The 23,340-nt window shown below is 72.1% G+C and carries 19 protein-coding genes; 16 read left to right on the forward strand and 3 right to left on the reverse strand.

The genetic code is table 11. From position 1 onward, the window contains the following. The first annotated feature begins 12 nt into the window (after positions 1–12). The 13 genes from mrdA to AC060L_RS12710 all read left to right on the forward strand — a co-directional run bounded on the left by mrdA (position 13) and on the right by AC060L_RS12710 (position 18,301). Positions 13–2,409, forward strand: coding sequence for a penicillin-binding protein 2 (gene mrdA / locus AC060L_RS12650; RefSeq protein ID WP_483798772.1), 2,397 nt, complete (start codon positions 13–15; stop codon positions 2,407–2,409). Continuing rightward, positions 2,406–3,608, forward strand: a complete 1,203-nt coding sequence (rodA, locus tag AC060L_RS12655; RefSeq protein ID WP_483798773.1) for a rod shape-determining protein RodA — start codon at positions 2,406–2,408, stop codon at positions 3,606–3,608. Before mrdA ends, rodA begins: the two co-directional genes overlap by 4 nt. Positions 3,609–3,751: 143 nt before the next feature. Further along, positions 3,752–5,680, forward strand: a complete 1,929-nt coding sequence (locus AC060L_RS12660; protein ID WP_483798774.1) for a TIGR03960 family B12-binding radical SAM protein — start codon at positions 3,752–3,754, stop codon at positions 5,678–5,680. Positions 5,681–5,952: 272 nt separating this feature from the next. Beyond that, entirely contained in the window at positions 5,953–6,756 is an 804-nt protein-coding gene (locus tag AC060L_RS12665; RefSeq protein WP_483798775.1) for a TIGR03936 family radical SAM-associated protein, read from the forward strand. 422 nt (positions 6,757–7,178) lie between these two features. Then, entirely contained in the window at positions 7,179–10,697 is a 3,519-nt protein-coding gene (locus tag AC060L_RS12670) for an Rne/Rng family ribonuclease (protein WP_483798776.1), read from the forward strand. Positions 10,698–11,058: 361 nt separating this feature from the next. Beyond that, entirely contained in the window at positions 11,059–11,373 is a 315-nt protein-coding gene (gene rplU, locus AC060L_RS12675) for a 50S ribosomal protein L21 (RefSeq protein ID WP_327069218.1), read from the forward strand. Between the two features lie 16 nt (positions 11,374–11,389). Further along, entirely contained in the window at positions 11,390–11,647 is a 258-nt protein-coding gene (rpmA, locus tag AC060L_RS12680; RefSeq protein WP_344445696.1) for a 50S ribosomal protein L27, read from the forward strand. A 108-nt stretch (positions 11,648–11,755) separates the two neighbouring features. Beyond that, positions 11,756–13,237 (forward strand): GTPase ObgE, encoded by a 1,482-nt coding sequence (obgE, locus tag AC060L_RS12685; protein ID WP_483798777.1) that lies wholly within the window; start codon positions 11,756–11,758, stop codon positions 13,235–13,237. 117 nt (positions 13,238–13,354) lie between these two features. After that, complete coding sequence (gene proB / locus AC060L_RS12690; RefSeq protein WP_483798778.1) at positions 13,355–14,509, forward strand: glutamate 5-kinase; 1,155 nt, start codon at positions 13,355–13,357, stop codon at positions 14,507–14,509. 99 nt (positions 14,510–14,608) lie between these two features. Then, positions 14,609–15,118, forward strand: coding sequence for a hypothetical protein (locus AC060L_RS12695; protein WP_483798779.1), 510 nt, complete (start codon positions 14,609–14,611; stop codon positions 15,116–15,118). A 64-nt stretch (positions 15,119–15,182) separates the two neighbouring features. Next, positions 15,183–16,478: a glutamate-5-semialdehyde dehydrogenase gene (locus AC060L_RS12700; protein WP_483798780.1), complete on the forward strand. Its 1,296-nt coding sequence runs from the start codon at positions 15,183–15,185 to the stop codon at positions 16,476–16,478. Positions 16,479–16,552: 74 nt separating this feature from the next. After that, positions 16,553–17,152 carry an SCO2584 family spore wall biosynthesis protein gene (locus AC060L_RS12705; RefSeq protein WP_483798781.1) on the forward strand — a complete coding sequence of 200 codons (600 nt, stop codon included), beginning with the start codon at positions 16,553–16,555 and terminating at the stop codon, positions 17,150–17,152. 78 nt (positions 17,153–17,230) lie between these two features. Continuing rightward, the gene (locus tag AC060L_RS12710; RefSeq protein WP_483798782.1) at positions 17,231–18,301 is read left to right on the forward strand and encodes an SCO2583 family membrane protein; all 1,071 of its coding nucleotides are present in this window, start codon (positions 17,231–17,233) and stop codon (positions 18,299–18,301) included. Here the strand turns inward: AC060L_RS12710 and AC060L_RS12715 are convergent. From AC060L_RS12715 to AC060L_RS12725, 3 genes are all read right to left on the reverse strand, one after another. Then, the gene (locus AC060L_RS12715) at positions 18,298–19,890 is read right to left on the reverse strand and encodes a sensor histidine kinase (protein ID WP_483798783.1); all 1,593 of its coding nucleotides are present in this window, start codon (positions 19,888–19,890) and stop codon (positions 18,298–18,300) included. The genes AC060L_RS12710 and AC060L_RS12715 overlap by 4 nt on opposite strands. Beyond that, complete coding sequence (locus tag AC060L_RS12720; protein WP_483798784.1) at positions 19,880–20,557, reverse strand: response regulator transcription factor; 678 nt, start codon at positions 20,555–20,557, stop codon at positions 19,880–19,882. The genes AC060L_RS12715 and AC060L_RS12720 overlap by 11 nt, the downstream gene beginning before the upstream one ends. A gap of 174 nt (positions 20,558–20,731) precedes the next feature. Continuing rightward, positions 20,732–21,829, reverse strand: a complete 1,098-nt coding sequence (locus AC060L_RS12725; RefSeq protein WP_483798785.1) for a M48 family metallopeptidase — start codon at positions 21,827–21,829, stop codon at positions 20,732–20,734. Positions 21,830–22,040: 211 nt separating this feature from the next. Between AC060L_RS12725 and AC060L_RS12730 the strand changes: the two genes are divergently transcribed. From AC060L_RS12730 to nadD, 3 genes are all read left to right on the forward strand, one after another. Then, a complete protein-coding gene (locus tag AC060L_RS12730) occupies positions 22,041–22,187 on the forward strand; it encodes a hypothetical protein (RefSeq protein WP_483798786.1) in 147 nt (48 codons plus the stop codon). Positions 22,188–22,414: 227 nt separating this feature from the next. Continuing rightward, entirely contained in the window at positions 22,415–22,558 is a 144-nt protein-coding gene (locus AC060L_RS12735; protein WP_483798787.1) for a hypothetical protein, read from the forward strand. Positions 22,559–22,682: 124 nt separating this feature from the next. Continuing rightward, the gene (gene nadD, locus AC060L_RS12740) at positions 22,683–23,306 is read left to right on the forward strand and encodes a nicotinate-nucleotide adenylyltransferase (RefSeq protein ID WP_483798788.1); all 624 of its coding nucleotides are present in this window, start codon (positions 22,683–22,685) and stop codon (positions 23,304–23,306) included. Positions 23,307–23,340: the final 34 nt, after the last annotated feature.

The following is a 23,340-nucleotide window of genomic DNA, read 5'->3' on the forward strand; positions in this document are numbered from 1 at the left end:
AGTTTCCGTCCCGTGAGCAACATCCCGGAGACCGGCCGGACCCGCCGGGTGACGATCCGTCTGGTGGTGCTGCAGATCCTGGTGCTCTCGCTGCTCGCCACGCTCGGCGGCCGGCTCTGGTACCTGCAGATCCGCAACGGCAGCCAGTACACCGCCGAGGCGTCCAGCAACCACATCCGCGAGGTGGTCGAGCCGGCCGTCCGCGGCGAGATCCTGGACGCCTCCGGGCAGGTGCTGGCCGGCAACCAGACCAAGCTGGTGGTCTCGGTCAGCCGCACCTCGCTGCTCCAGCAGAAGGACCACGGCAAGGCGGTGCTCGGCCGGCTCGCCGATGTGCTCGGGATGAACCCGAAGGACGTCCAGGACAAGGTCCGGCTCTGCGACGCGAAGACGCCGCAGCCGTGCTGGAACGGTTCGCCGTACCAGCCGATCCCGGTCACCAACTCGGCGACCACGCAGCAGGCGATGCAGATAATGGAACGCGGCGAGGACTTCCCCGGCGTCACCGCGCAGCCCACCGCGCTGCGCCAGTACCCGGAGCCGAACGGTGCCAACGCGGCCCAGGTGCTCGGCTACCTCTCCCCGGTCACCGACGACGAGGTCAGCAAGACGGCCAACCTCACCGGGCGGGCCAAGTACCTGCCGTCCGACCAGATCGGCCGGGCCGGGCTGGAGTCGGTCTACGACAACGACCTGCGCGGCAGCACCGGTGTGGACCGGCTGGAGGTGGACAACCTCGGCCGGGTGATCGGCAGCGCCGGCACCACGCCGGCCCAGCCCGGCGACAACGTGGTCACCAGCATCGACTCGCGGGTGCAGAAGGTGGTCGAGCAGAACCTGGTCCAGGCCATGGCCGACGCCCGCACCCAGATCGACACCGAGACCCAGAAGCCGTACGTCGCGGACTCCGGCGCGGCCATAGTGATGGACGTGCACACCGGCCGGATCATCGCGATGGCCAGCGCGCCGACCTACGACCCGAACCTGTGGGTCGGCGGCATCTCGGCGAAGGACTACCAGGGCCTGACCAGCCAGGACAGCAACTACCCGCTGCTCAACCGGGCCATACAGGGTCAGTCCGCCCCCGGCTCGACGTTCAAGGTCATCTCCACCACCGCCGCCGTGGCCGCCGGCTACTCGCTGGACGGCCACTACCCGTGTCCGCAGAGCATGACCATCGGCGGCCGCGAGTTCAAGAACTTCGAGGGTGAGCAGTTCGGCGACATCTCGCTGGAGAAGGCGCTGGAGATCTCCTGCGACACCGTCTTCTACGGCCTGGCCTACGACCAGTGGATGAAGGACGGCGGGATCCACCCGAAGAACCCGGCCGACTGGTTCTACAAGACCGCCCACCAGTTCGGCCTGGGCGCCAAGACCGGCGTGGACCTGCCCTCCGAGGTGGCAGGCCGGGTGCCGGACCGCCAGTGGAAGCAGGACTTCTACACCGCGAACAAGGACGCCTGGTGCAAGCAGGCGGCCGGTGGCGGCACCGACTTCGCGACCGAGATCGCCCGCGAGAACTGCGTGGACGGCAACGTGATGCGCGCCGGTGACTCGGTCAACTACGCGATCGGCCAGGGCGACACGCTGGTCACCCCGATCCAGATGGCCCGGATCTACTCCGCGATCGCCAACGGCGGCACGCTGTACCGCCCGACCGTCGCGAAGGCCGTCGTCACGCCGAGCGGCCAGCTGGTCCGCGACATCGCGCCGCAGGTGGACGGCAGGCTGCCGGACGACCAGAAGACGCTGCAGTACATCGACCAGGCCACCGCGGGCGTCATCACCGAGGGCACCGCGGCCTGGAAGTTCACCGGGGCCGGCTGGCCGCAGGACAAGATCCAGCTGCACGCCAAGACCGGTACCGCCGAGGTCTACGGCAAGCAGACCACCTCCTGGCTGACCACCTACAGCAAGGACTACGCGGTGGTCATGACGATCAGCCAGGGCGGCACCGGTTCCGGCGGCTCGGGCGATGCGGTCCGCCGGATCTACCAGGCGCTGTACGGCGTGGACGCCGGCGGCAACATCGACAACAGCAAGGCGCTGCTGCCGACCCCGCAGACCGACCTGCCGAAGTTCAACCCGGACGGCACGGCCCAGATCCCCAGCACGCTGGCCAGCGTGCCGCCGCTCGTCACGGCGCCGCCCAGCCCGGGCGCCAGTGCCAGCGCGGGCGCCAGCGCGGGTGCCAGCCCGGCTCAGGCCAGCCCGGCTCAGGCGAGTCCTGCCCAAGCCAGTCCCGCGCTGCCCGATCCCGCGCAGGCGAGCCCGGGGGCGGCCGGTCCCACCCAGGCCCAACAGGCCGGCCTCTACTACCCGGATCCGGTCCCCGGACTGCCCGGCGCGGGCGGCGACCTGATGGCCCTGGAACCCGCCCAGCGCAGCGACGGAAGGAGCCGGGCATGACCTCCTCCTACAGTGCCTACCGGCCGCTGCGGTTCAGCCCGCAACGCAGCCTGCTGGGCCGGGCCCTGGCGAAGAACGCCCCGCTGCGCCGGATCGACTGGATACTGGTGCTCGCCGCGCTGGTGCTCTCGCTCGGCAGTTCGATGCTGGTCTGGTCGGCGACCCGGGGCCGTGACTCGCTTACCCACGGCGACCCGCAGTACTTCCTGTACCGGCACCTGACCAACCTGCTGATCGGCCTGGTGCTGTTCGGCGCCGCCGTCGCGATAGGGCACCACCGGATCCGCGCCGCGGTGCCGATCCTTTACGCGATGGCGATGCTGATGCTGCTCGCGACGCTCAGCCCGCTCGGCTCGACCATCAACGGCGCGCACTCGTGGATCCAGTTCGGCGGCGGCTTCTCGATCCAGCCCGCCGAGTTCGCCAAGCTCGCGATCGTGCTCGGGATGGCGATGGTGCTCTCCTCCCGGGTCGACACCGGCGAGCGGGCCATACCGACCGACCGCACGGTGATCCAGGCGCTGGCGCTGGGCGGGATCCCGATCTGCGTCGTGCTGCTGATGCCCGACCTGGGCTCGGTCATGGTGATGGCGGTGACCATCCTGGGCATCCTGCTGGCCGCCGGTGCGCCGAACCGCTGGCTGTTCGGCCTGATCACGGTCGGTGGGCTCGGCGCGGCGGCCGTGTGGAAGCTCGGGGTGCTGAGCAAGTACCAGATCGACCGCTTCGCCGCGTTCGCCAACCCGAAGCTGGACCCGGCCGGTGTGGGCTACAACACCGCGCAGGCCCGGATCGCGATCGGCTCCGGCGGGCTGACCGGCAAGGGCCTGTTCCACGGCACCCAGACCATAGGGCAGTTCGTCCCCGAGCAGCAGACCGACTTCGTCTTCACGGTGGCGGGGGAGGAGCTCGGCTTCATCGGCGGGCTGGCGATCATCCTGCTGGTCGGCGTGATCCTGTGGCGCGGCTGCCGGATCGCCCGGCAGGCCACCGACCTCTTCGGCACCGTGGTCGCGGGCGGTGTGGTCACCTGGTTCGCGTTCCAGTCCTTCGAGAACATCGGCATGACGCTCGGCATCATGCCGGTCGCCGGCATCCCGTTGCCCTTCGTGAGTTACGGCGGATCCTCGATGTTCGCCGGCTGGATCGCGATCGGGCTGCTCCAGGCGGTCCGCACCCAGCGGCCGATAGCGGGCTGACCGCGCGCTGACCGACAGCACGCTGACGAGCACCGATGCGCAGCCCCGGCGACCGCCGGGGCTGCGCGCGTTCCGGGGGACCGTGCGCGTCAGGCTACCCTTGAGGGTCATCCCCCCTCCCGCAAACGCAAAGGGTTCGCCGCATGCCAGTCGAATCGGTCTTCCCACGCCTGGAGGCCCTCCTCCCGCACGTCCAGAAGCCGATCCAGTACGTCGGCGGCGAGCTCAACTCGACCGTCAAGGAGTGGGACTCCTGTGACGTCCGCTGGGCGCTGATGTACCCGGACGCGTACGAGGTCGGGCTGCCCAACCAGGGCGTCATGATCCTGTACGAGGTGCTCAACGAGCGCGAGGGCGTGCTGGCCGAGCGGACCTACAGCGTCTGGCCGGACCTGGAGGCGCTGATGCGCGAGCAGGGCGTGCCGCAGTTCACGGTGGACGCGCACCGCCCGGTCAAGGCCTTCGACGTGTTCGGCCTGAGCTTCTCCACCGAGCTCGGCTACACGAACATGCTCACCGCGCTCGACCTGGCCGGCATCCCGCTGGAGGCCGCGGACCGCACCGACGAGGACCCGATCGTGCTGGCCGGCGGCCACGCCGCGTTCAACCCCGAGCCGATCGCGGACTTCATCGACTGCGCCGTGGTCGGTGACGGCGAGCAGGCCGTGCTGGACATCACCACGATCATCCGCGCCTGGAAGGCCGAGGGCCGCCCGGGTGGCCGGGACGAGCTGCTGCTGCGCCTGGCCAAGACCGGTGGCGTGTACGTCCCGCGCTTCTACGACGTCGAGTACCTGTCGGACGGCCGGATCGCGCGCGTCGTCCCGAATGCCCCCGGCGTGCCGTGGCGGGTCTCCAAGCACACCGTGATGGACCTGGACGAGTGGCCGTACCCCAAGCAGCCGCTGGTCCCGCTCGCCGAGACGGTGCACGAGCGGATGTCCGTCGAGATCTTCCGCGGCTGCACCCGCGGCTGCCGTTTCTGCCAGGCCGGCATGATCACGCGCCCCGTGCGGGAGCGAAGCATCACCGGCATCGGCGAGATGGTGGAGCGCGGCCTGAAGGCCACCGGCTTCGAGGAGGTCGGCCTGCTGTCGCTCTCCTCGGCGGACCACACCGAGATCGGTGACATCGCCAAGGGCCTGGCCGACCGCTACACCGAGGACAAGATCGGTCTCTCGCTGCCCTCCACCCGGGTCGACGCGTTCAACATCGACCTGGCCAACGAGCTGACCCGCAACGGCCGCCGGTCCGGCCTCACCTTCGCTCCCGAGGGCGGCTCGGAGCGGATCCGCAAGGTGATCAACAAGATGGTGTCGGAGGAGGACCTGATCCGCACCGTCGCCGCCGCGTACGGCAACGGCTGGCGCCAGGTGAAGCTGTACTTCATGGTCGGCCTGCCCACCGAGACCGACGAGGACGTCCTGCAGATCGCCGAGATGGCGAAGAACGTCATCCAGAAGGGCCGCGAGGTCACCGGCCAGAACGACATCCGCTGCACGGTGTCGATCGGCGGCTTCGTGCCCAAGCCGCACACGCCGTTCCAGTGGGCGCCGCAGTTGAGCGCCGAGGCCACCGACGCCCGGCTCGGCAAGCTGCGCGACGCGATCCGCGGCGACCGCAAGTACGGCAAGAACATCGGTTTCCGCTACCACGACGGCAAGCCCGGCATCGTCGAGGGCCTGCTCTCCCGCGGCGACCGCCGCACCGGCAAGATCATCCGCGCGGTCTACGAGGACGGCGGCCGGTTCGACGGCTGGCGCGAGCACTTCTCCTTCGACCGCTGGATGCAGGCCGCCGAGAAGGGCCTGGCCGGCACCGGCGTCGACGTCGAGTGGTACACCACCCGCGAGCGCACCTACGAGGAGGTGCTGCCCTGGGACCACCTGGACAGCGGCCTCGACAAGGACTGGCTCTGGGAGGACTGGCAGGACGCCCTGGAGGAGGTCGAGGTCGACGACTGCCGCTGGACGCCGTGCTTCGACTGCGGGGTCTGTCCGCAGATGGACACGACCATCCAAATCGGCCCGACCGGCAAGAAGCTGCTCCCCCTGACGGTGCTGAAGGCCTAGCACCGAAGGCCTGGCCGCAGCCAGGAAATGCCCCCTCCGCCCAGCGGAGGGGGCATTTTTCGGCTGCGGCCACGATCTTGGAACCGGCCAGCGGGGGAGAGCGTGCGCGAGGTGTGGCGGGGGCTCTTCGGGTGAGCGCGTACCCTTTGACATTGACAGAGTCCTGACCGGCGGCCCGGTAACCCCTCACCCCGACCAGGACGCGGAATCTCACGAAGGACTGAGCGACCCTGGCACGCCGCACGCCCGACGGTCCGCCCCCCGCGCCCACCGTGCAGCGCATTCGACTGCGCTACACGAAGCGGGGCCGTCTGCGCTTCACCAGCCACCGTGACTTCCAGCGAGCCTTCGAGCGGGCGCTGCGCCGTTCCGCCGTTCCGATGGCGTACTCGGCCGGCTTCACGCCGCACCCGAAGGTGTCGTACGCCAATGCCGCTCCGACCGGGGTGGCCAGCGAGGCGGAGTACCTGGAGATCGGCTTGGCCGACGTTCGGGACCCGCAGGCGCTGCGTGCGCTGCTGGACGAGTCGCTGCCGACCGGGCTGGACATCGTGGACGCCGTCGAGGTGCGCACGCCCAACTTCGTCGAGCGGCTGGAGGCCTCGCTCTGGGAGCTCAGGCTCCCCGAGGTGGCCGAGCAGGACGCGGCCCGTGCGGTTGCGCTCTTCCTCGCGGCCGACGAGGTGCAGGTCGAACGTCAGACGAAGAACGGACTACGGGTCTTCGACGCGCGCGGGGCGGTTTCCCGCCTCGAGCTGGTCCCGTCGCAGGTCGGCGTTGCTCCGGTCGGGGAATCGGAGACGACCTCCGATGTTCGGACCGGTCGCGCCTGTGCGATACTGCGCCTGGTAGTACGACACGCCACACCCGCCGTACGACCAGACGACGTCTTGTCCGGTCTCCGTGCGACGGCCGACCTGGCGCTGCCGGTCCCCGCTGAGGTGACCAGGCTGGCGCAGGGGCCGCTCGATGAGGAGACCGGCACGGTGACCGACCCGCTGGCGCTCGACCGCGCTGCGGCCCCGGCCGTCCCATCGGAGACGGCCGTCGAGCCGCAGGCCGCAGCGTCCGCCTAGCGGGCGGAGGTGAGAGCCGGATTTACCACCCGGCTCCTCGCACTCCGGGCCGCCGCGGCTCCCCAGGGGAGCGAGCGTCGTCGCGCACTGGCCATTCCTGCGGTGGCTGCCCGGCCCCATGGCCGGTCGGCCCCAGGAGAACCGCGCCGCCCCTCGGGGCCGGCGCGGCCCGCCCCGGGAGCCACCCTGGGTTGTGGGGCCGCGCAGCTTGGGAAAACCTGAGAACACTGGTCATGCCAGAAGACTTTCGACACCCCGCACCGTGCGGGGCGCCGAGCGAGACTACGAGCCCCTGTGCGGCCTCGCGTCCCGCGGCGGCACCGTGGAGAGTCGGCCGGAGCGCCGAAGCGCTCTAGGCCGGCCACCGGTGCCCGGCCGTGCCCGGATGCGGAGCCCGGGGGCCTGACGGGAGATCCACCCGCATGCCTGAGAACACTGAACCGCAGAACACCACGGACGGCGAAACCCACGGCGACGCCGCCCCGCCGCGCCGCCGGCGCCGCGCGGTCTCCCGCCCGGCCGGAGCGCCGCAGGGCGCCGCCGCGCAGAGCGCCGAGACCGTTGTGCCGGCCGAGCCCGCGGCCGTTGAGGAGACGGTGGCGGAGCAGCCCGTTGCCGAGGAGAAGCCGGTGCGGGCGCGCCGGACCCGTAAGCGTGCCGAGGCGCCGGTGACCGCGACTGCGGTCGTCGAGGAGCCCGCCGCTGTCGAGGAGACGGTGGCGGAGCAGCCTGTCGCCGAGGAGAAGCCGGTGCGGGCGCGCCGGACCCGTAAGCGTGCCGAGGCGCCGGTGACCGCGACCGCGGTCGTCGAGGAGCCCGCCGTCGAGGAGCCCGCGGCCGTCGAGGAGACGGTGGCGGAGCAGCCCGTGGCCGAGGAGAAGCCGGTGCGGGCGCGCCGGACCCGTAAGCGTGCCGAGGCGCCGGTGACCACCACCCCGGCCGTCGAGGAGCCGGTCGCCGAGGAGGAGCCTGCCGCTGCGCCTGCCGCGGCCGCTCCGGTCGCCGAGCCGGTCGCCGAGGCCCCGCGGGCCCGCCGTCGCGCGGTCCGCCCGTCCACCGCGATCTTCCAGGCCCCGGTCTTCCAGGAGCCGACCGCCTACGTCGCGCCCGCCGCGAGCCCGGCCGCCGCCGAGGCCCCGGCGGCCCCCGCCGCTGCCGCTCCGGCCGCCGCGCCGGTGTCCGCGCCCGCCGCTGCCGCCAGCGAGGACGAGGACGAGTTCGAGTACAGCGGCGTCGGCCGCCGCCGTCGCACCCGCACCTCGGTCCGGGTCAGCACCGGTGGTCAGAAGGGCGCCGGCGCGAAGGCCGCCGTGGCCAAGACCGCGAAGACCGCCGCGCCGAAGGCTCCGGCCCGCCCGGCCGTCGTCGAGGCGCCGGTCGCCGAGCCCGCGCCGGTCGCCGTCGAGCCCGAGCAGCCCACCGCCGGTCCCGAGCAGGAGGCCGAGTGGGAGGAGGACGGTCGTCCGTCCTCGCGCCGCCGTCGTCGTGGTGGCCGTCGCCGTCGCCGCGGTGAGGCCGAGGAGTTCGAGACCGAGGCGCAGGAGACCGAGCCGCAGGCCGCTCCGCAGATCGCCCAGCAGGTCGAGGCCGAGGAGCCCGACGAGGACGAGGAGGACGACGAGCTGGCCAGTGGCCTGGCTTCGTCCCGTCGCCGTCGTCGCCGTCGCCGTCGCAGCGGCGAGAGCGGTGCCGAGCCGGCCGCCGCCGAGTCCGCCGAGGACGGCGTCCGCACGGTCGTGAAGGTGCGCGAGCCGCGCCGCCGCTCGACCGAGCCCGCGTTCGACCCGGACGAGGTGCAGTCGATCAAGGGCTCCACCCGCCTGGAGGCCAAGAAGCAGCGCCGCCGTGAGGGCCGCGAGCTGGGCCGCCGCCGGGTGCCGATCATCACCGAGGCCGAGTTCCTGGCCCGCCGCGAGTCGGTCGAGCGCGTGATGGTGGTCCGGCAGAACGGCGAGCGCACCCAGATCGGCGTCCTGGAGGACGGCGTCCTGGTCGAGCACTACGTCAACAAGGAGCAGGCGACCTCGTACGTCGGCAACGTCTACCTGGGCAAGGTCCAGAACGTGCTGCCGTCGATGGAGGCCGCGTTCGTGGACATCGGCAAGGGCCGCAACGCGGTGCTGTACGCCGGTGAGGTCAACTTCGGCCAGCTCGGCCACAGCGGCCCGCGCCGGATCGAGTCGGTGCTGAAGTCCGGCCAGTCCGTGCTGGTGCAGGTCTCCAAGGACCCGATCGGCCACAAGGGCGCCCGCCTGACCAGCCAGATCTCGCTGCCCGGCCGCTACCTGGTCTACGTGCCCGAGGGCTCGATGACCGGCATCAGCCGCAAGCTGCCGGAGAACGAGCGCGCCCGCCTGAAGCAGATCCTCAAGAAGATCGTCCCGGACGACGCGGGCGTCATCGTGCGCACCGCCGCCGAGGGCGCGAGCGAGGACGAGCTGACCCGCGACGTGCAGCGCCTGCAGGCGCAGTGGGAGGAGATCCAGAAGAAGGCGGCCACCGGCAACGCGCCGGCGCTGCTGTACGGCGAGCCGGACATGACCGTCCGGGTGGTCCGCGACATCTTCAACGAGGACTTCACCAAGGTCATCGTCTCCGGCAACGAGGCGTGGAACACGATCCACGAGTACGTCGGCGGGGTGGCCCCGGACCTGGTGGACCGGCTGCAGAAGTGGACGTCCAACGTCGACGTCTTCGCCACCTACCGGATCGACGAGCAGCTGATGAAGGCGCTGGACCGCAAGGTCTGGCTGCCCAGCGGCGGCTCGCTGGTGATCGACCGGACCGAGGCGATGGTCGTGGTCGACGTCAACACCGGCAAGTTCGTCGGCCAGGGCGGCAACCTCGAAGAGACCGTCACCCGCAACAACATCGAGGCGGCCGAGGAGATCGTCCGCCAGCTGCGGCTGCGCGACCTCGGCGGCATCATCGTGATCGACTTCATCGACATGGTGCTGGAGTCCAACCGCGACCTGGTGCTGCGCCGCCTGCTGGAGTGCCTGGGCCGGGACCGGACCAAGCACCAGGTGGCCGAGGTCACCTCGCTCGGCCTGGTGCAGATGACCCGCAAGCGGGTCGGCCAGGGCCTGCTGGAGTCCTTCTCCGAGGCCTGCGTGCACTGCAACGGGCGCGGCGTGATCGTGCACATGGAGCAGCCGACCGCCCCCGGTGGCGGTGGCGGCCCGGTCGGCACGTCCGGCGAGGCGGCCGGCTCCGGCAAGCGCCGGCGCCGCGGCAAGGGCGGGGCGGGGCACGAGGAGCCGCAGCCGCACCTGATCGAGGACGAGGCGGCCGAGCTGGAGCAGGAGCACGAGCACGAGGAGTTCGAGCTGGTCTCCAAGGACGAGCCGGCCGAGCAGCTCGCGATCGAGGTCCCGGTGGCCGAGGTCGAGCAGCCCGCAGCGGTCGAGGCCGTGGCCGAGGTGGAGACCGAGGCCGAGGTTGCGGCGCCCGAGCAGCCGAGCCTGGTCGAGCTGCCGGCCGTGGCGGAGAAGCCGGTCGGCCGGACCCGCCGTCGCGCGGTCCGCAAGGCCACCGCTCCGGCGGGCGCGCCGGCCGAGGCCGAGATCGTGGTGCTCCAGTCGCGTGCCGAGGCCGTGATGGAGGCCGCGCTGGCCACCGCCGCCCAGGTCGCCAGCGACCAGGCCGAGGCCGCCGCTGCCGTCGTGACCGAGGCTGCCGAGACCGAGCCCGTCGAGACCGAGGCCGCCACGGCCGAGGCCGTCGAGGAGCCCGCGGCCGCCGAGCAGCCCGCCGAGGAGGAGGCTCCGGCCCCCAAGAAGCGGGCGCCGCGCAAGGCCGCCGCGAAGAAGACCACCGCCGTCGCCGCCAAGAAGACGACGACGGCCAAGAAGACCACCGCCCGCAAGACCGCTACCAAGCGGACCAGCGCGGCGGCCAAGAAGGCAGCCGCTGCCGAGGGTGATTCGGCGGCGGAGTGACCCGGGTGGCGGGGGGGGGGGGGGGGGGGTCCCCCCCCCAGGCCACCGCTCCCTCCCCCCCCCCAGACGCCTCCCTAGTCGTTTTACCGTGCTGATGGTTGTTTTCCCCCTCTTCCCCCCCCCCTCCCCCCCCCCCCCCCCCCCCCCGCCACCGTGTACGGCCCGGTCCGCCGCCAGGCAGACTGTCCAGTTTGCCCTGGCGGCGCCCGGTCCGTATTCTTGACCCTCGGCGTGTCTACGCCACGCTCCCGAGCACATCACCTCCCTTCGTCTTCGCGAGAAGCGGTGGGGGAGGCCCCTGTGTCCATACCCAGGGGCTGGCATCGAGAGTTCCGAACCGAGTAGTGAAAGCAGGTACCGCATGTACGCGATCGTTCGCGCCGGCGGCCGCCAGCACAAGGTCGCCGTCGGCGACGTGCTGGAGATCGACCGTGTTGACGTCAAGCCGGGTGACTCGGTGGAGCTCTCGACCATCCTGGTCGTTGACGGCGAGGCCGTCACCTCCGACCCGTGGGTCCTCGCCGGTGTGAAGGTTCACGCCGAGGTCGTCGACCACACCAAGGGCGACAAGATTGTCATCCTTCGTTACAAGAACAAGACCGGCTACCGTCGGCGCCAGGGTCACCGCCAGCGCCACACCGCCATCCGCATCACCAGCATCGACACCGCGAAGTAAGTAAGGGGATAGCGAGATGGCACACAAGAAGGGCGCAAGCTCTACCCGCAACGGTCGTGACTCGAACGCCCAGCGCCTCGGCGTGAAGCGTTTCGGCGGCCAGGTCGTCAGCGCCGGCGAGATCCTGGTCCGCCAGCGCGGCACCCACTTCCACCCGGGTGCGGGCGTCGGTCGCGGTGGCGACGACACCCTGTTCGCGCTGACCGCGGGTGCGGTCGAGTTCGGCACCCGTCGCGGCCGCAAGGTCGTCAACATCGTGGCCGTCGAGGCCTGATCCGGCTCTTCCGCTGGATCCTGTGCAGGGTGGGTCGGGTATCTCCGGTCCACCCTGCACGCTTTTCTCAGTACCCCGCATTACCACCGCCATCTGGAGGCACCCGTCATGACCACCTTCGTGGACCGCGTCGAACTGCACGTCGCCGCGGGTAACGGGGGCCACGGCTGCGCCTCCGTGCACCGGGAGAAGTTCAAGCCGCTCGGCGGCCCGGACGGCGGCAACGGCGGTGAGGGCGGCAGCGTCACCCTGGTGGTGGACACGCAGGTCACCACCCTGCTCGAGTACCACCACTCGCCCAAGCGCAAGGCCGGCAACGGCAAGCCGGGTGCGGGTGGCCACCGCACCGGCGCCAACGGCGAGCACATCGTGCTGCCGGTGCCGGACGGCACCGTCGTGCTCGACAAGCAGGGCAACGTGATGGCCGACCTGGTCGGCCACGGCACCACGTTCATCGCCGCCGCCGGCGGCCGCGGCGGCCTGGGCAACTCGGCGCTCTCCTCGGCCCGCCGCAAGGCCCCCGGCTTCGCGCTGCTCGGCGAGCCGGGCGAGGCCCGCGACATCGTGATGGAGCTCAAGTCCGTCGCCGACGTGGCGCTGGTGGGCTACCCGAGCGCCGGCAAGTCCTCGCTGATCTCGGTGCTCTCGGCCGCCAAGCCGAAGATCGCGGACTACCCGTTCACCACCCTGATCCCGAACCTCGGCGTGGTCACCGCCGGCGACACGGTCTACACCATCGCCGACGTGCCGGGCCTGATCCCGGGCGCCAGCCAGGGCAAGGGCCTGGGCCTGGAGTTCCTGCGCCACGTCGAGCGCTGCAGCGTGCTCGTGCACGTGCTGGACTGCGCGACGCTGGAGCCCGGCCGCGACCCGCTCTCCGACCTGGAGACGATCGAGGAGGAGCTGGCCCAGTACGGCGGTCTGGACGACCGGCCGCGCCTGGCCGCGCTCAACAAGGTGGACGTCCCGGACGGCCAGGACATCGCCGACCTGACCCGCGCCTCGCTGGAGGAGCGCGGCTACCGCGTCTTCGAGGTCTCCGCCGCCTCCCGCTCCGGCCTGCGCGAGCTGAACTACGCGCTGGCCGGCATCGTCGCCGAGGCGCGCGCCGCCAAGCCGGTCGAGGAGTCCACCCGGATCATCCTGCGGCCCACCGCCGTGGACGACCAGGGCTTCACGGTCACCGAGGAGGACGGCGCCTACCGGGTGCGCGGCATCAAGCCGGAGCGCTGGGTCCGCCAGACCGACTTCTCCAACGACGAGGCCGTCGGCTACCTGGCCGACCGGCTGGCCCGCCTCGGCGTCGAGGACCAGCTGTGGAAGACCGGTGCCCAGGAGGGCGACACGGTCATCATCGGCCCGGACGAGAACGCGGTCGTCTTCGACTGGGAGCCGACCATGGCCGCCGGCGCCGAGATGCTCGGCCGCCGTGGCGAGGACCACCGCTTCGAGGCCCCGCGCCCGGCCGTCGACCGCCGCCGCGAGAAGGCGAAGAACCGGGACGCCGTCGAGGACGAGTTCCGCGCGTTCGAGGCGCTCTCCTCCGGCCGTCCGGCGGCGATCGACGAAAGCGACGACGAGGACTACTAGTTCACGCCCCAACCCACGCAGTACCCGTCCACAGACCGGTGACGGGTACGGTCCGGTCCCGGTTTTCGCGTAGATTGCGCGGGAAACCGGGACCGGACGGCGTGTGAAGGGCAGATCATGAGCGAGCAGACCCCCGAGGCGGAGCAGACGCTGCGCCAGGACGTCCTGACGGCGCGTCGGATCGTGGTCAAGGTCGGCTCCTCCTCGCTCACCACCGCGGCCGGCGGCCTGGACGCCGACCGGGTGGACGCCCTGGTGGACGCGCTCGCCAAGACGCTCGCGCAGCCCGCCGCACCGGAGATCGTGCTGGTCTCCTCCGGCGCCATCGCGGCCGGCCTCTCCCCGCTCGGGCTGGAGGGGCGCCCCAAGGACCTGGCCCGCCAGCAGGCCGCCGCGAGCGTCGGCCAGGGCCTGCTGGTGGCCCGCTACACCGCCTCGTTCGCCCGCTACGGCCTGCGGGTCGGCCAGGTGCTGCTGACCGCCGAGGACGCCAGCCGGCGCGCGCACTACCGCAACGCCTACCGCACGCTGGACCAGTTGCTCGCGATGGGCGCGGTCCCGATCGTCAACGAGAACGACACGGTGGCCACCGCCGAGATCAAGTTCGGTGACAACGACCGGCTCGCCGCGCTGGTCGCGCACCTGGTCCGGGCCGACCTGCTGATCCTGCTCTCCGACGTGGACGGCCTCTACGACGGCGACCCGAGCAAGCCGGGCACCCACCGGCTCGACGAGGTGCACGGCCCGCACGACCTCGAAGGCATCGAGATCGGCAGCGCCGGCAAGGCGGGCGTCGGCACCGGCGGCATGGTGACCAAGGTCGAGGCGGCCCGGATCGCGACCGGCGCCGGCATCCCGGTGGTGCTCACCGCGGCCCGGCACGCGGCCGACGCGCTGGCCGGCCGGCAGACCGGCACGCTCTTCACCCGCACCGGCTCGCGCACCTCCGACCGGCTGCTCTGGCTGGCCCACGCGAGCAGCCCGCGCGGGGCCCTGCACCTGGACGACGGCGCGGTGCGCGCGGTCGTCGACGGCGGCAAATCACTGCTGCCCGCCGGTGTGACCCAGGTGGACGGTGAGTTCACCGCCGGTGATCCGGTGGACCTTCTTGCCGAAAACGGCCACATCGTGGCTCGTGGACTGGTCAACTTTGATGCGAGGGAGCTGCCCCGCCTGCTCGGCCGGTCCACCCGCGACCTGGCCCAGGAGCTCGGCGCCGCGTACGAGCGCGAGGTCGTCCACCGGGACGACCTGGTCGTGCTGCGCGGCTGACGATCCGCCGGGGACGGTGGGGCAGCGGTGGGGCAGCACTGCCCGAGAGGCCCGGCCGGGGCCCGGGGCAGGGACCAGCGTTCGAACAGGAGGCCGTCGGTGGCACGCAGGCGCGACGGAGCAACGGCAGCGGGCGACGGCGCCGGGGCGACCGTGCGGCAACTGCGCCCGCAGCAGTTCGCCCAGCAGCTCCCACAACAGCTCCCGCAGGTCCCGCAGCAGTTCTCACGGCGGGAACCCGAACGGGAGGCCGAGACCGAGGCCGAGGGCCGGCTCTGGCACGTGGTGCTCAGCGTGGCCGGCGAGGTGACCCCGCTGGCCCCGCTGCGGGCCGCGCTGGAGCGGCTCGCCTACGACCACTCGTTCTTCCTGACCGCGCGCTACGCCGCCGACCACGCCGAGATCCGCTACTGGGAGCAGGCCCGCGACCTGCACGACGCGGCGGCCATCGCGCTGCGGCTCTGGGGCGAGCACAAGTCCACCGCGCAGCTGCCGCCGTGGGAGATCGTCGGTCTGGAGGTGGTGGACCGGGCGACGTACCACCAGCGGATGGCCGAGGGCTTCGGCGAGCCGACCCCGCAACTCGGCGGCGTCCATCCGTACTCCTGACTCAATGTGTCTCACCGGGTGAAACCGCCGCGGGGCCGGTTCGCGCAGTCGATACCCTCTGAGCATGAGCAACGTCGACAGCCCCGTCCTCGCCACCGCGCGCCGCGCTCGTACGGCCGCCGCCGCACTCGCCCCGCTGCCGCGCTCGGCCAAGGACGCCGCGCTGCTGGCGATCGCCGACGCGCTGACCGCGCGGGCCGGCGAGATCACCGCCGCGAACGCCGAGGACGTGGCGCGGGCCCGGGCGGCCGGCACCGCCGAGTCGGTGATCGACCGGCTCACGCTGACCGGGGAGCGGATCGCCGCGATCGCCGACGACGTGCGCAGCGTGGCCACGCTGCCCGACCCGGTCGGTGAGGTGGTCCGCGGCTACACGCTGCCGAACGGCCTGGACGTCCGCCAGGTCCGGGTGCCGCTCGGCGTGGTCGGCATCATCTACGAGGCCCGCCCCAACGTCACGGTGGACGCCGCCGCGCTCTGCCTGAAGTCCGGTAACGCGGTGCTGCTGCGCGGTTCGGCCTCCGCCTACCGGTCGAACACCGCGCTGGTCGCGGTGCTGCGCGACGCGGTCGCCGCAGCCGGGCTGCCGGCCGACGTGATCCAGCTGGTGCCGGGGGAGAGCCGCGACTCGGTGACCGAGCTGATGCGGGCCCGCGGCCTGGTCGATGTGCTGATCCCGCGCGGCGGCGCCTCGCTGATCAAGGCCGTCGTCGAGGGTTCCACCGTGCCGGTGATCGAGACCGGCACGGGCAACTGCCACGTCTACGTGGACGCGCAGGCCGACCTCGCGATGGCGGTCGGCATCGTGCTCAACTCCAAGGCCCAGCGGGTCAGCGTCTGCAACTCGGCGGAGACGCTGCTGGTCCACCAGGACGTCGCCGACGAGTTCCTGCCGCTCGTGCTGGCCGCCCTCGCCGACGCCGGGGTGACCGTGCACGGCGACGAGGCGGTGCTGAAGGCGGCGGCCGGCGGGCCCGCCACCGCGGTGCCGGCCACCGACGAGGACTGGGCGGCCGAGTACCTCTCGCTGGACCTGGCGGCGGCGGTGGTGCCCTCGCTGGACGCCGCCGTCGAGCACATCCGGCGCTGGTCCTCCGGTCACACCGAGGCGATCGTGACCACCTCGCAGCCGGCCGCCCGCCGGTTCACCCAGTTGGTGGACGCCGCCGCGGTCGCGGTCAACGCCTCCACCCGGTTCACCGACGGGGGTGAGTTCGGTTTCGGCGCCGAAATCGGCATCTCGACCCAGAAGCTGCACGCCCGCGGCCCGATGGGCCTGCCGGAACTGACCTCCACCAAGTACATCGTCACTGGTGACGGACACGTCCGGGGTGAGCGGGAGCAGACCGTCGGAGGGTGACACGGGTAGCGCCGTTCGGCTCCAAGTACCGGGAGCCACAGACAAATCGCGCGCCCGGTAATACGCTGATCCCCGTGGCTGAGGATGTGGGGGGCTCGCCGTACTCCGACGGCGCCGACCACGGTGATGCGGACGACGAGTTCGCCACCGTGGTCCTTGACGAGGCTTTCGTCCGCTCGGCCGCCGTGCACGAGCCCAGTGCCAGGGAACGCCGGCTCGCCGCGGCCGAGGCCCGGCTGGAACCGGAGCCGGGCGCGCCCGGCCGGCGCCAGGACCTGGGCGCGGACCGGTACGACGGGCTGCCGCTGGAGCTGCGCCCGCACCCGCTCGGGCTGGACGACGACCGGATCTACACCGACCCCTGGGTCGGCGCGGGCCGGATCGGCCGTCGCCGCGCGGTCCGCTGGCCGGGTACGGCCGCCCGCGGGCCGGCCGGCCGTGGCCAGGTCGCACAGCAGCGCTGGCACCGGCCGCTGGCCTGGGTGCTGGTGATCGTGATGGGCGTGAGCCTGGTCGCGGTCGCCGTCGCGGCGGTCTACCGGGGCTCCGGCAACGCACCGGGACGGCGCCCCGACACCCGCACCAGCAGCCCGGCGACCCCGCAGTCCCCGGCGCCCCAAGCGGTCTCGGCGGGCCTGGTCGGTCCGCCCGCGGTCCCGCAGCCCGCGGGGTGAGCCCGGCGCCGGCCGCCGGCCGCGGAAGTTGCGTCACGGGCCTCGTACCGGGCGGCTGCCCGGCTCTACTCTTGATTCATGGGTGACCCGGGTGAGCCTCCGGAGGGTGTGCCCGAGGGCGGTTCCGGAAGCGATGACGAGTACCGATCCGTCGTCTTCGACGAATCCTTCGTGCGGGCTGCCCGGATCACCGAGCTCTCGGCGATGGAGCGGCTCGGCGGTGCCCCGGACGGCATCCGGCACCGCAGCGGCCTGGGCCAGCTGGCCTCGCTGCCGCGCCAGGCGCTCACTCTGCTGCTGCTGATCGTGCTGGCTTTCGGCGCCGCCGTGTACTTCGGCGTCACCGCGCCGCAGCGCGAGACCGGCCAGGGCGGCGGCACCGAGCTGACCACCGAGCTGACCGCGCTGGCCCCGGCGACCGGCGGCGTCCAGCCGGTGGATCCCAAGGCCCCGTTCGCCTCGCTCCCCGCGAGCGCCGGCTACGCCGACGGCAGCGCCGGGCTCGGGCTGCCCGCCCGGACGGCCACCAGCCACTTCAGCCAGGCCCAGGTGAGCGAGGCGCTGGACACCGTGCAACGCTACCTGGCCGCCTCCTCGCTGGCCCCGGCGGTGCTCGGGGACGGCGACACCGCGCCGGTGCGCGGGCTGCTCTCGCCGGTCGAGCAGACCCAGTTCGACCAGAGCCTGACCGCGCCCGGCGACGACCAGATCCACGCGGTGACCGGCTGGATGGTCCGCTTCGACCCGCAGAAGGTGGCGCTGGCCAGTGACACCGTGAAGGTCGCCGGCAGCGTCAAGGTCGCCGAGTTCGACCCGTCCACGCTGGAGATCACCACCGACCACACGCTGGTCTACGCGCTGCGCCCGGCGGGCCTGTCCACCAACGGCCCGGTCACGCTCTACACCGTGCGCCGCGAGCTGCGCTTCGACCTGGACCGCGGCGACATCCTGGCCGCCCAGGTCCGGCTGGTGGACGCCGTCGAGCAGGCCGGCCCGACCGCCTGCGGCAGCAACCAGGCCGAGTACCTCCAGCCGCTCCCGCCCGGCGTCAGCGGGCCGCCGGCCGGTCAGCCGGGTGTCGTCAACCCGGCCGACCGCTCGCAGCCGGCCTGGCAGCAGTGCGCGGTGCTGGCAGCTCCCAAGAGCTAGCTCTGCTCTTGATCGCCGAAGAGCCAGGGCTGCGGCTCGGGCTGCGGCTCGGTCGCGAGCGGCAGCCGGACCACGAGGTGCGCGCCGGTTCCGCTCGGCGGGTCCCCGGCGGCCACGGCGCCGCCGATCGAGCCGGCGATCGTGCGGACCAGGGCCAGGCCCAGCCCGGCCCCGCCGGCCGCCCGGTCACGGGCGCCGTCCAGCCGGACGAACCGGTCGAAGACCCGCTCGCGGTCCTCGGCGGGGATGCCGGGGCCGTCGTCGTCCACGCTGAGCTCGGCCCAGCCGTCGGCGGTGCGCAGCCGGACGGTGACGGCGCCGGCGGCGTGCTGGGCCGCGTTGTCCAGCAGGTTGCGCACCAGCCGTCCGACCAGCACCTCCCGCCCCGGCACGGTGGCCTCGGCCAGCTCCTCGTGGAAGACCGGCAGTGGGTCGGCGTGCCGCCGCTCGGCGAGCTGCTCGGCGATCAGGTCGTGCAGCTCGACGGTGCCGGTCTGCGCGGCCTGCTCGGTGCGGGCGAGCAGCAGCAGGTCGTCGGCCAGCTCCTGGAGCCGCTCGGTGTCGGTCAGCGCGCCGGCCACCACCGCGGGCCAGTCGGCCTGCTCGGGGTGGGCCAGCGGGACCTCCAGCGAGCTGCGCAGCGCGGCCAGCGGGCTGCGCAGCTCGTGCGAGGCGTCCGCGACCAGGCGGCTCTGCTCGGACAGCGCCCGCTCCAGCCTGCCGAGCGTGACGTTGGTGGTGGTCGCCAGCCGGGCGATCGCGTCGCGCGCCTTGGGCACCGGGACCCGCTCGTGGAACGCGCCGTCGCCGATCTCGGCCATCCGCCGCCGGATCGACTCCACCGGGCGCAGCGCCAGGCCGGTGACCACCCAGGCGGTGAGCGCGACGAAGAGCGCGGCGGCCGGGGCCAGGTACTCGCCGAGCATCCGGGTGACGGTGGCGGCGGCCGAGTCGGCCTCCTGCGGGTCGATCATCACGTATTCGGTCAGCTCCTGGTCGGGCAGCCCGGTGACGCCGGAGTACTGCGCGATCTGCGCGCTGGTCAGCTTCTCGGTGGTGCTGCGGTAGAACTGGACCGACCGGCCCTTGAGCGACGAGGACTCCGGACCCGGCGCCAGGTTGTGCGGCGGGGTGAAGGTGACCGGGGCCCACTCCGGGTCGGGCTGGTCCGGGTGGGCCACCAGCTGTTCGGCCAGCTTCTGCTCCTGCTCCGGGGTGAACGGCACCAGGGCCGAGCGGTACTGCGGGTTCTGGTAGACGTCGAGCAGCTTGTCGGATCGCAGCCAGCGCCCGTCCTGGGCCATCACCACGTAGGTGGCGTCCTGGTAGGCCTCCTGCGGGCTGTTCGGGATCTTGGTGCCGATGTTCTCCAGCTCGGTGAAGGCCCGGTTGCGCGCCTTGTCCATCAGGGTGTCGTGCACGGCGCCGCCGACCCAGACCGACGCGACCGCGAAGGCCAGCAGCGAGGCCACCAGCGCCGCGAGCGCGGCCCGCATCCGCACGCCGGGTCGCAGCGAGCGGCGCGGCGGCTTCTGCTGTGACGGTCCGCCCTGTGACGGCTCGTTCTGCGAGGTGTCGTCAGTTCGCATCGGGCACCACCCGGTAGCCGACGCCGCGGACGGTCTCGATCGCGCACTGCGCGCCGGCCTCGTGCAACTTGCGGCGCAGCGCGGCTATGTAGACCTCGACGATGTTGACGTCGCCGCGGAACGCCGCGTCCCAGACCGCGTCCAGGATCTCGGTCTTCGGCACCGACTGCTGCGGGCGCCGGGCCAGGCACTCCAGCACGCCGAACTCCTTCACGGTGAGCCGCAGCGCCTTTCCGGCGACCGTGCAGCGCCGGGCCGTCAGGTCGATCCGCAGATCGGCGACGGTCAGGACGGACGGGCGGGACGCCGCGCCACGGCGCAGCAGGGCGCGCAGCCGGGCGGTCAGCACCAGGTACGAGAACGGCTTGCCGAGAAAGTCGTCCGCGCCGCAGTCGAGCGCTTCGGTCTCGTCGCATTCGCCGTTCTTGGCGGTCAGCATCAGGATCGGCACCGCGTTCTCCTCGCGGCGCAGTTCCCGGCAGACCTGGTACCCGTTGAGACCGGGCAGCATCAGGTCGAGCACGATCGCCGCGTAGTCGCCGGTGCGGGCCCGGTCCAGGCCGAGCAGGCCGTCGCCGACCACGTCGACCGCGTATCCGTCGGCCCGTAGGCCCTGGCTGAGCGACTGTGCCAGCCGCTCCTCGTCTTCCACCATGAGTAGGCGCATTGGGCCAGCGTAATTATATTTCGGTAAAGGTAAAGCCGGTTGACCGATGTGCCGGTAAGGTCCGTGCTGAAATTTTCCTCAGGGACAATGCCGGGGGGCAAAGAAATGCCGGGCATTTCCTTTCTGAGGTTTTTTCAGAAAGGAAATGCCCGGCAGTGCGCCGCTGCTCCCGGCCTACTCCTCGCCGCTGTCGCTGCCGCCGCCGTTGGTGCCACCGCTGCGGCTCCCGGTGAAGGTGTCGCGCAGCTTGCCGCCGACCGTGCCGGCGCCGTCCGCGATGTCCTTCAGCAGACCGAAGAGCGGGTCCTTGCTCTCCTTGATCGACTTGCTGTAGGAGTCCGCCGCCGCCCGCCACTGGTCGGACACCTTGGCGTCCTGGTCGTCCGAGCGGCGCGGGTAGGCGCCGGCCATGATCGAGCGGTACTCCTCGCTCTCCGACCACTGCTTGAGCTTGGCCACCCGCACCACCGCGAACGGGTGGGTCTGCGGCAGCAGCTGAAGCAGCTTCAGCACGCTGTCGCGCAGGTCGCCGGCCTTCTCGTACTCCTCGGCCTGCTCCAGGAACGCGTCGACGTTCATCTCGCCGAGGTTGTGGCCACCGGCCAGCTTCATCAGGCCGCGCATCGAGGCCTGCGGGTCCTGCCCGGCCAGCAGGCCGGCCCGGTCGCAGGAGAGCTCGGCCTTGCGGAACCACTCCTTGAGCGCGGTGACCAGGGCCATCACCGCCATGTTGCCCAGCGGGATCCAGCCGACCTTGCTGGCCAGGTTGGTGAGGATCAGCAGCATCGTGCGGTAGACCGCGTGGCCGGACATCGCGTGGCCGACCTCGTGGCCGATCACCGCGCGCAGCTCCTCCTCGTCGAGCAGCTCGACCAGGCCGGTGGTCACCACGATCACCGGGGTGTCCATCCCGATGCACATCGCGTTGACGTTCGGGTCCTGGGTGACGAACAGGTCCGGGACCTGCTCCAGGTCGAGGACGTACGCCGCGTCGCGGACCATGTCGAAGAGCTCGGGGTACTGCCGCTCGGACGTCTTCACGGCGGTGGCCAGGAACATCAGCCGCACGCTGCGCTCGGAGACCAGACCGGCCAGCTTCTTCAGGATGTCGTCGAAACCGCTCAGCTTGCGCAGCGCGACCAGCGCCGAGCGGTCGGCGGGGTGCTCCCAGGCGCGGGTGGAGATGTCCGGGAAGCGCCGACGGCGACGGCTCGGCGTGCCGGGCGTGCCGGACTTTCCGAGCGACGGGCCCCACTGGTGGGAATCGGTCATTCTGCTGAGTACCTCCTGCTCGACGCCGGTCCCGGCACTGTGCCGGCCCCCGCATGGTTCGAACTCTTCAACGCCCGCCTGCGTGTACTCGTCCCCGGGCTCAGCGTACGGGCGCCCGGCGCGGCCGCCGGCGGGGGTGGTGCGCGCTGCCCGGGGCGCCCGGGCTTACGCTGGCTGCCCGAGCGAACACCACACCTGTAGGAGCCTGCCGATGTCCCCCGTCAGCCTGGTGAACCTGGCCACCCCGATCTCCAGCGGTCCCGGCCCGGGCCTCTTCCTGCGTCTGATCGTCGGCGGTTCGATCATCGGCGTCTTCCTGCTGGCGTGGATCATGGTGCGCGCCCACCGTGACAACTGAGCTGTGCGACAACTGAGCCGTGCGACAACCGACCGGCGCGACAACTGACCGGTGTCACAGCCGACGCAGTAAACTTGGGGAAGTTGCGACCCACTCCTCACCTGCAGTCAGACGCGGGGAGCCGCCGCGCGGTTGCGCGTAAGCGACCCGTACGATGAGCGCGCGGGCCGCCCCGGTCGCCGGGACCCGCGTCCTGGCACCCACCGAGTCGAGAAGGCCTGCCGACCATGACGAACGCCCTGCCCGCCCTGAGCACCCTTGCCGAGGGCAGCAACCACTCCAGCCTGAACCCCCTGCTGACCGGTGGCAGCGCGCTGTTCATCCTGCTGCTGCTGCTCTTCATCGTCACCCGCTTCAACCGGGACCGCTGAGCCCGCTCGGCCGGTCAGGGAGCGCCTCGCGGTCGCGGGTCGCTCCCTTCGGCGTACCCGGTGACCGGCGGCGGGCCGCCGCCCCCGGAAGGGCCCACATCCGGGTCGCGTAAGGTGTGGCGGCATGGGAGAGAGCAGGCCGGTGGTGGCCGGGCAGCGACGCAAGCGCCTCGGCGTGATGGGTGGGACCTTCGATCCGATCCACCACGGCCACCTGGTGGCCGCCAGTGAGGTGGCCAGCGCCTTCAACCTCGACGAAGTGATCTTCGTGCCGACCGGTCAGCCCTGGCAGAAGAGCGAGAGCACCGTCTCGCCGGCCGAGGACCGCTACCTGATGACGGTGATCGCCACCGCCGAGAACCCGCAGTTCTCGGTCAGCCGGATCGACATCGACCGCGGTGGCGCGACGTACACCGTGGACACCCTGCGCGACCTGCGGGCACTGCACCCGGACGCCGACCTTTTCTTCATCACCGGCGCCGACGCCCTCTCGCAGATCCTGACCTGGCGCGACGCGGAGGAGCTCTTCTCACTCGCCCACTTCATCGGATGCACCCGGCCGGGGCACACCCTGTCGGACGCGGGCCTGCCGGCCGGCGGGGTCTCGCTGGTCGAGGTGCCGGCCCTGGCCATCTCCTCCACGGACTGCCGGATCCGGGTCGCCAAGGGCGAGCCGGTCTGGTACCTGGTCCCGGACGGGGTGGTGCGCTACATCGACAAGCGCGCGCTCTACGTGGCAGCCGGCTGAGCCGGTCGCCGACTACGTACGACGGCGGGGCGAG

The organism is Kitasatospora sp. NEAU-69 (assembly GCF_057158765.1).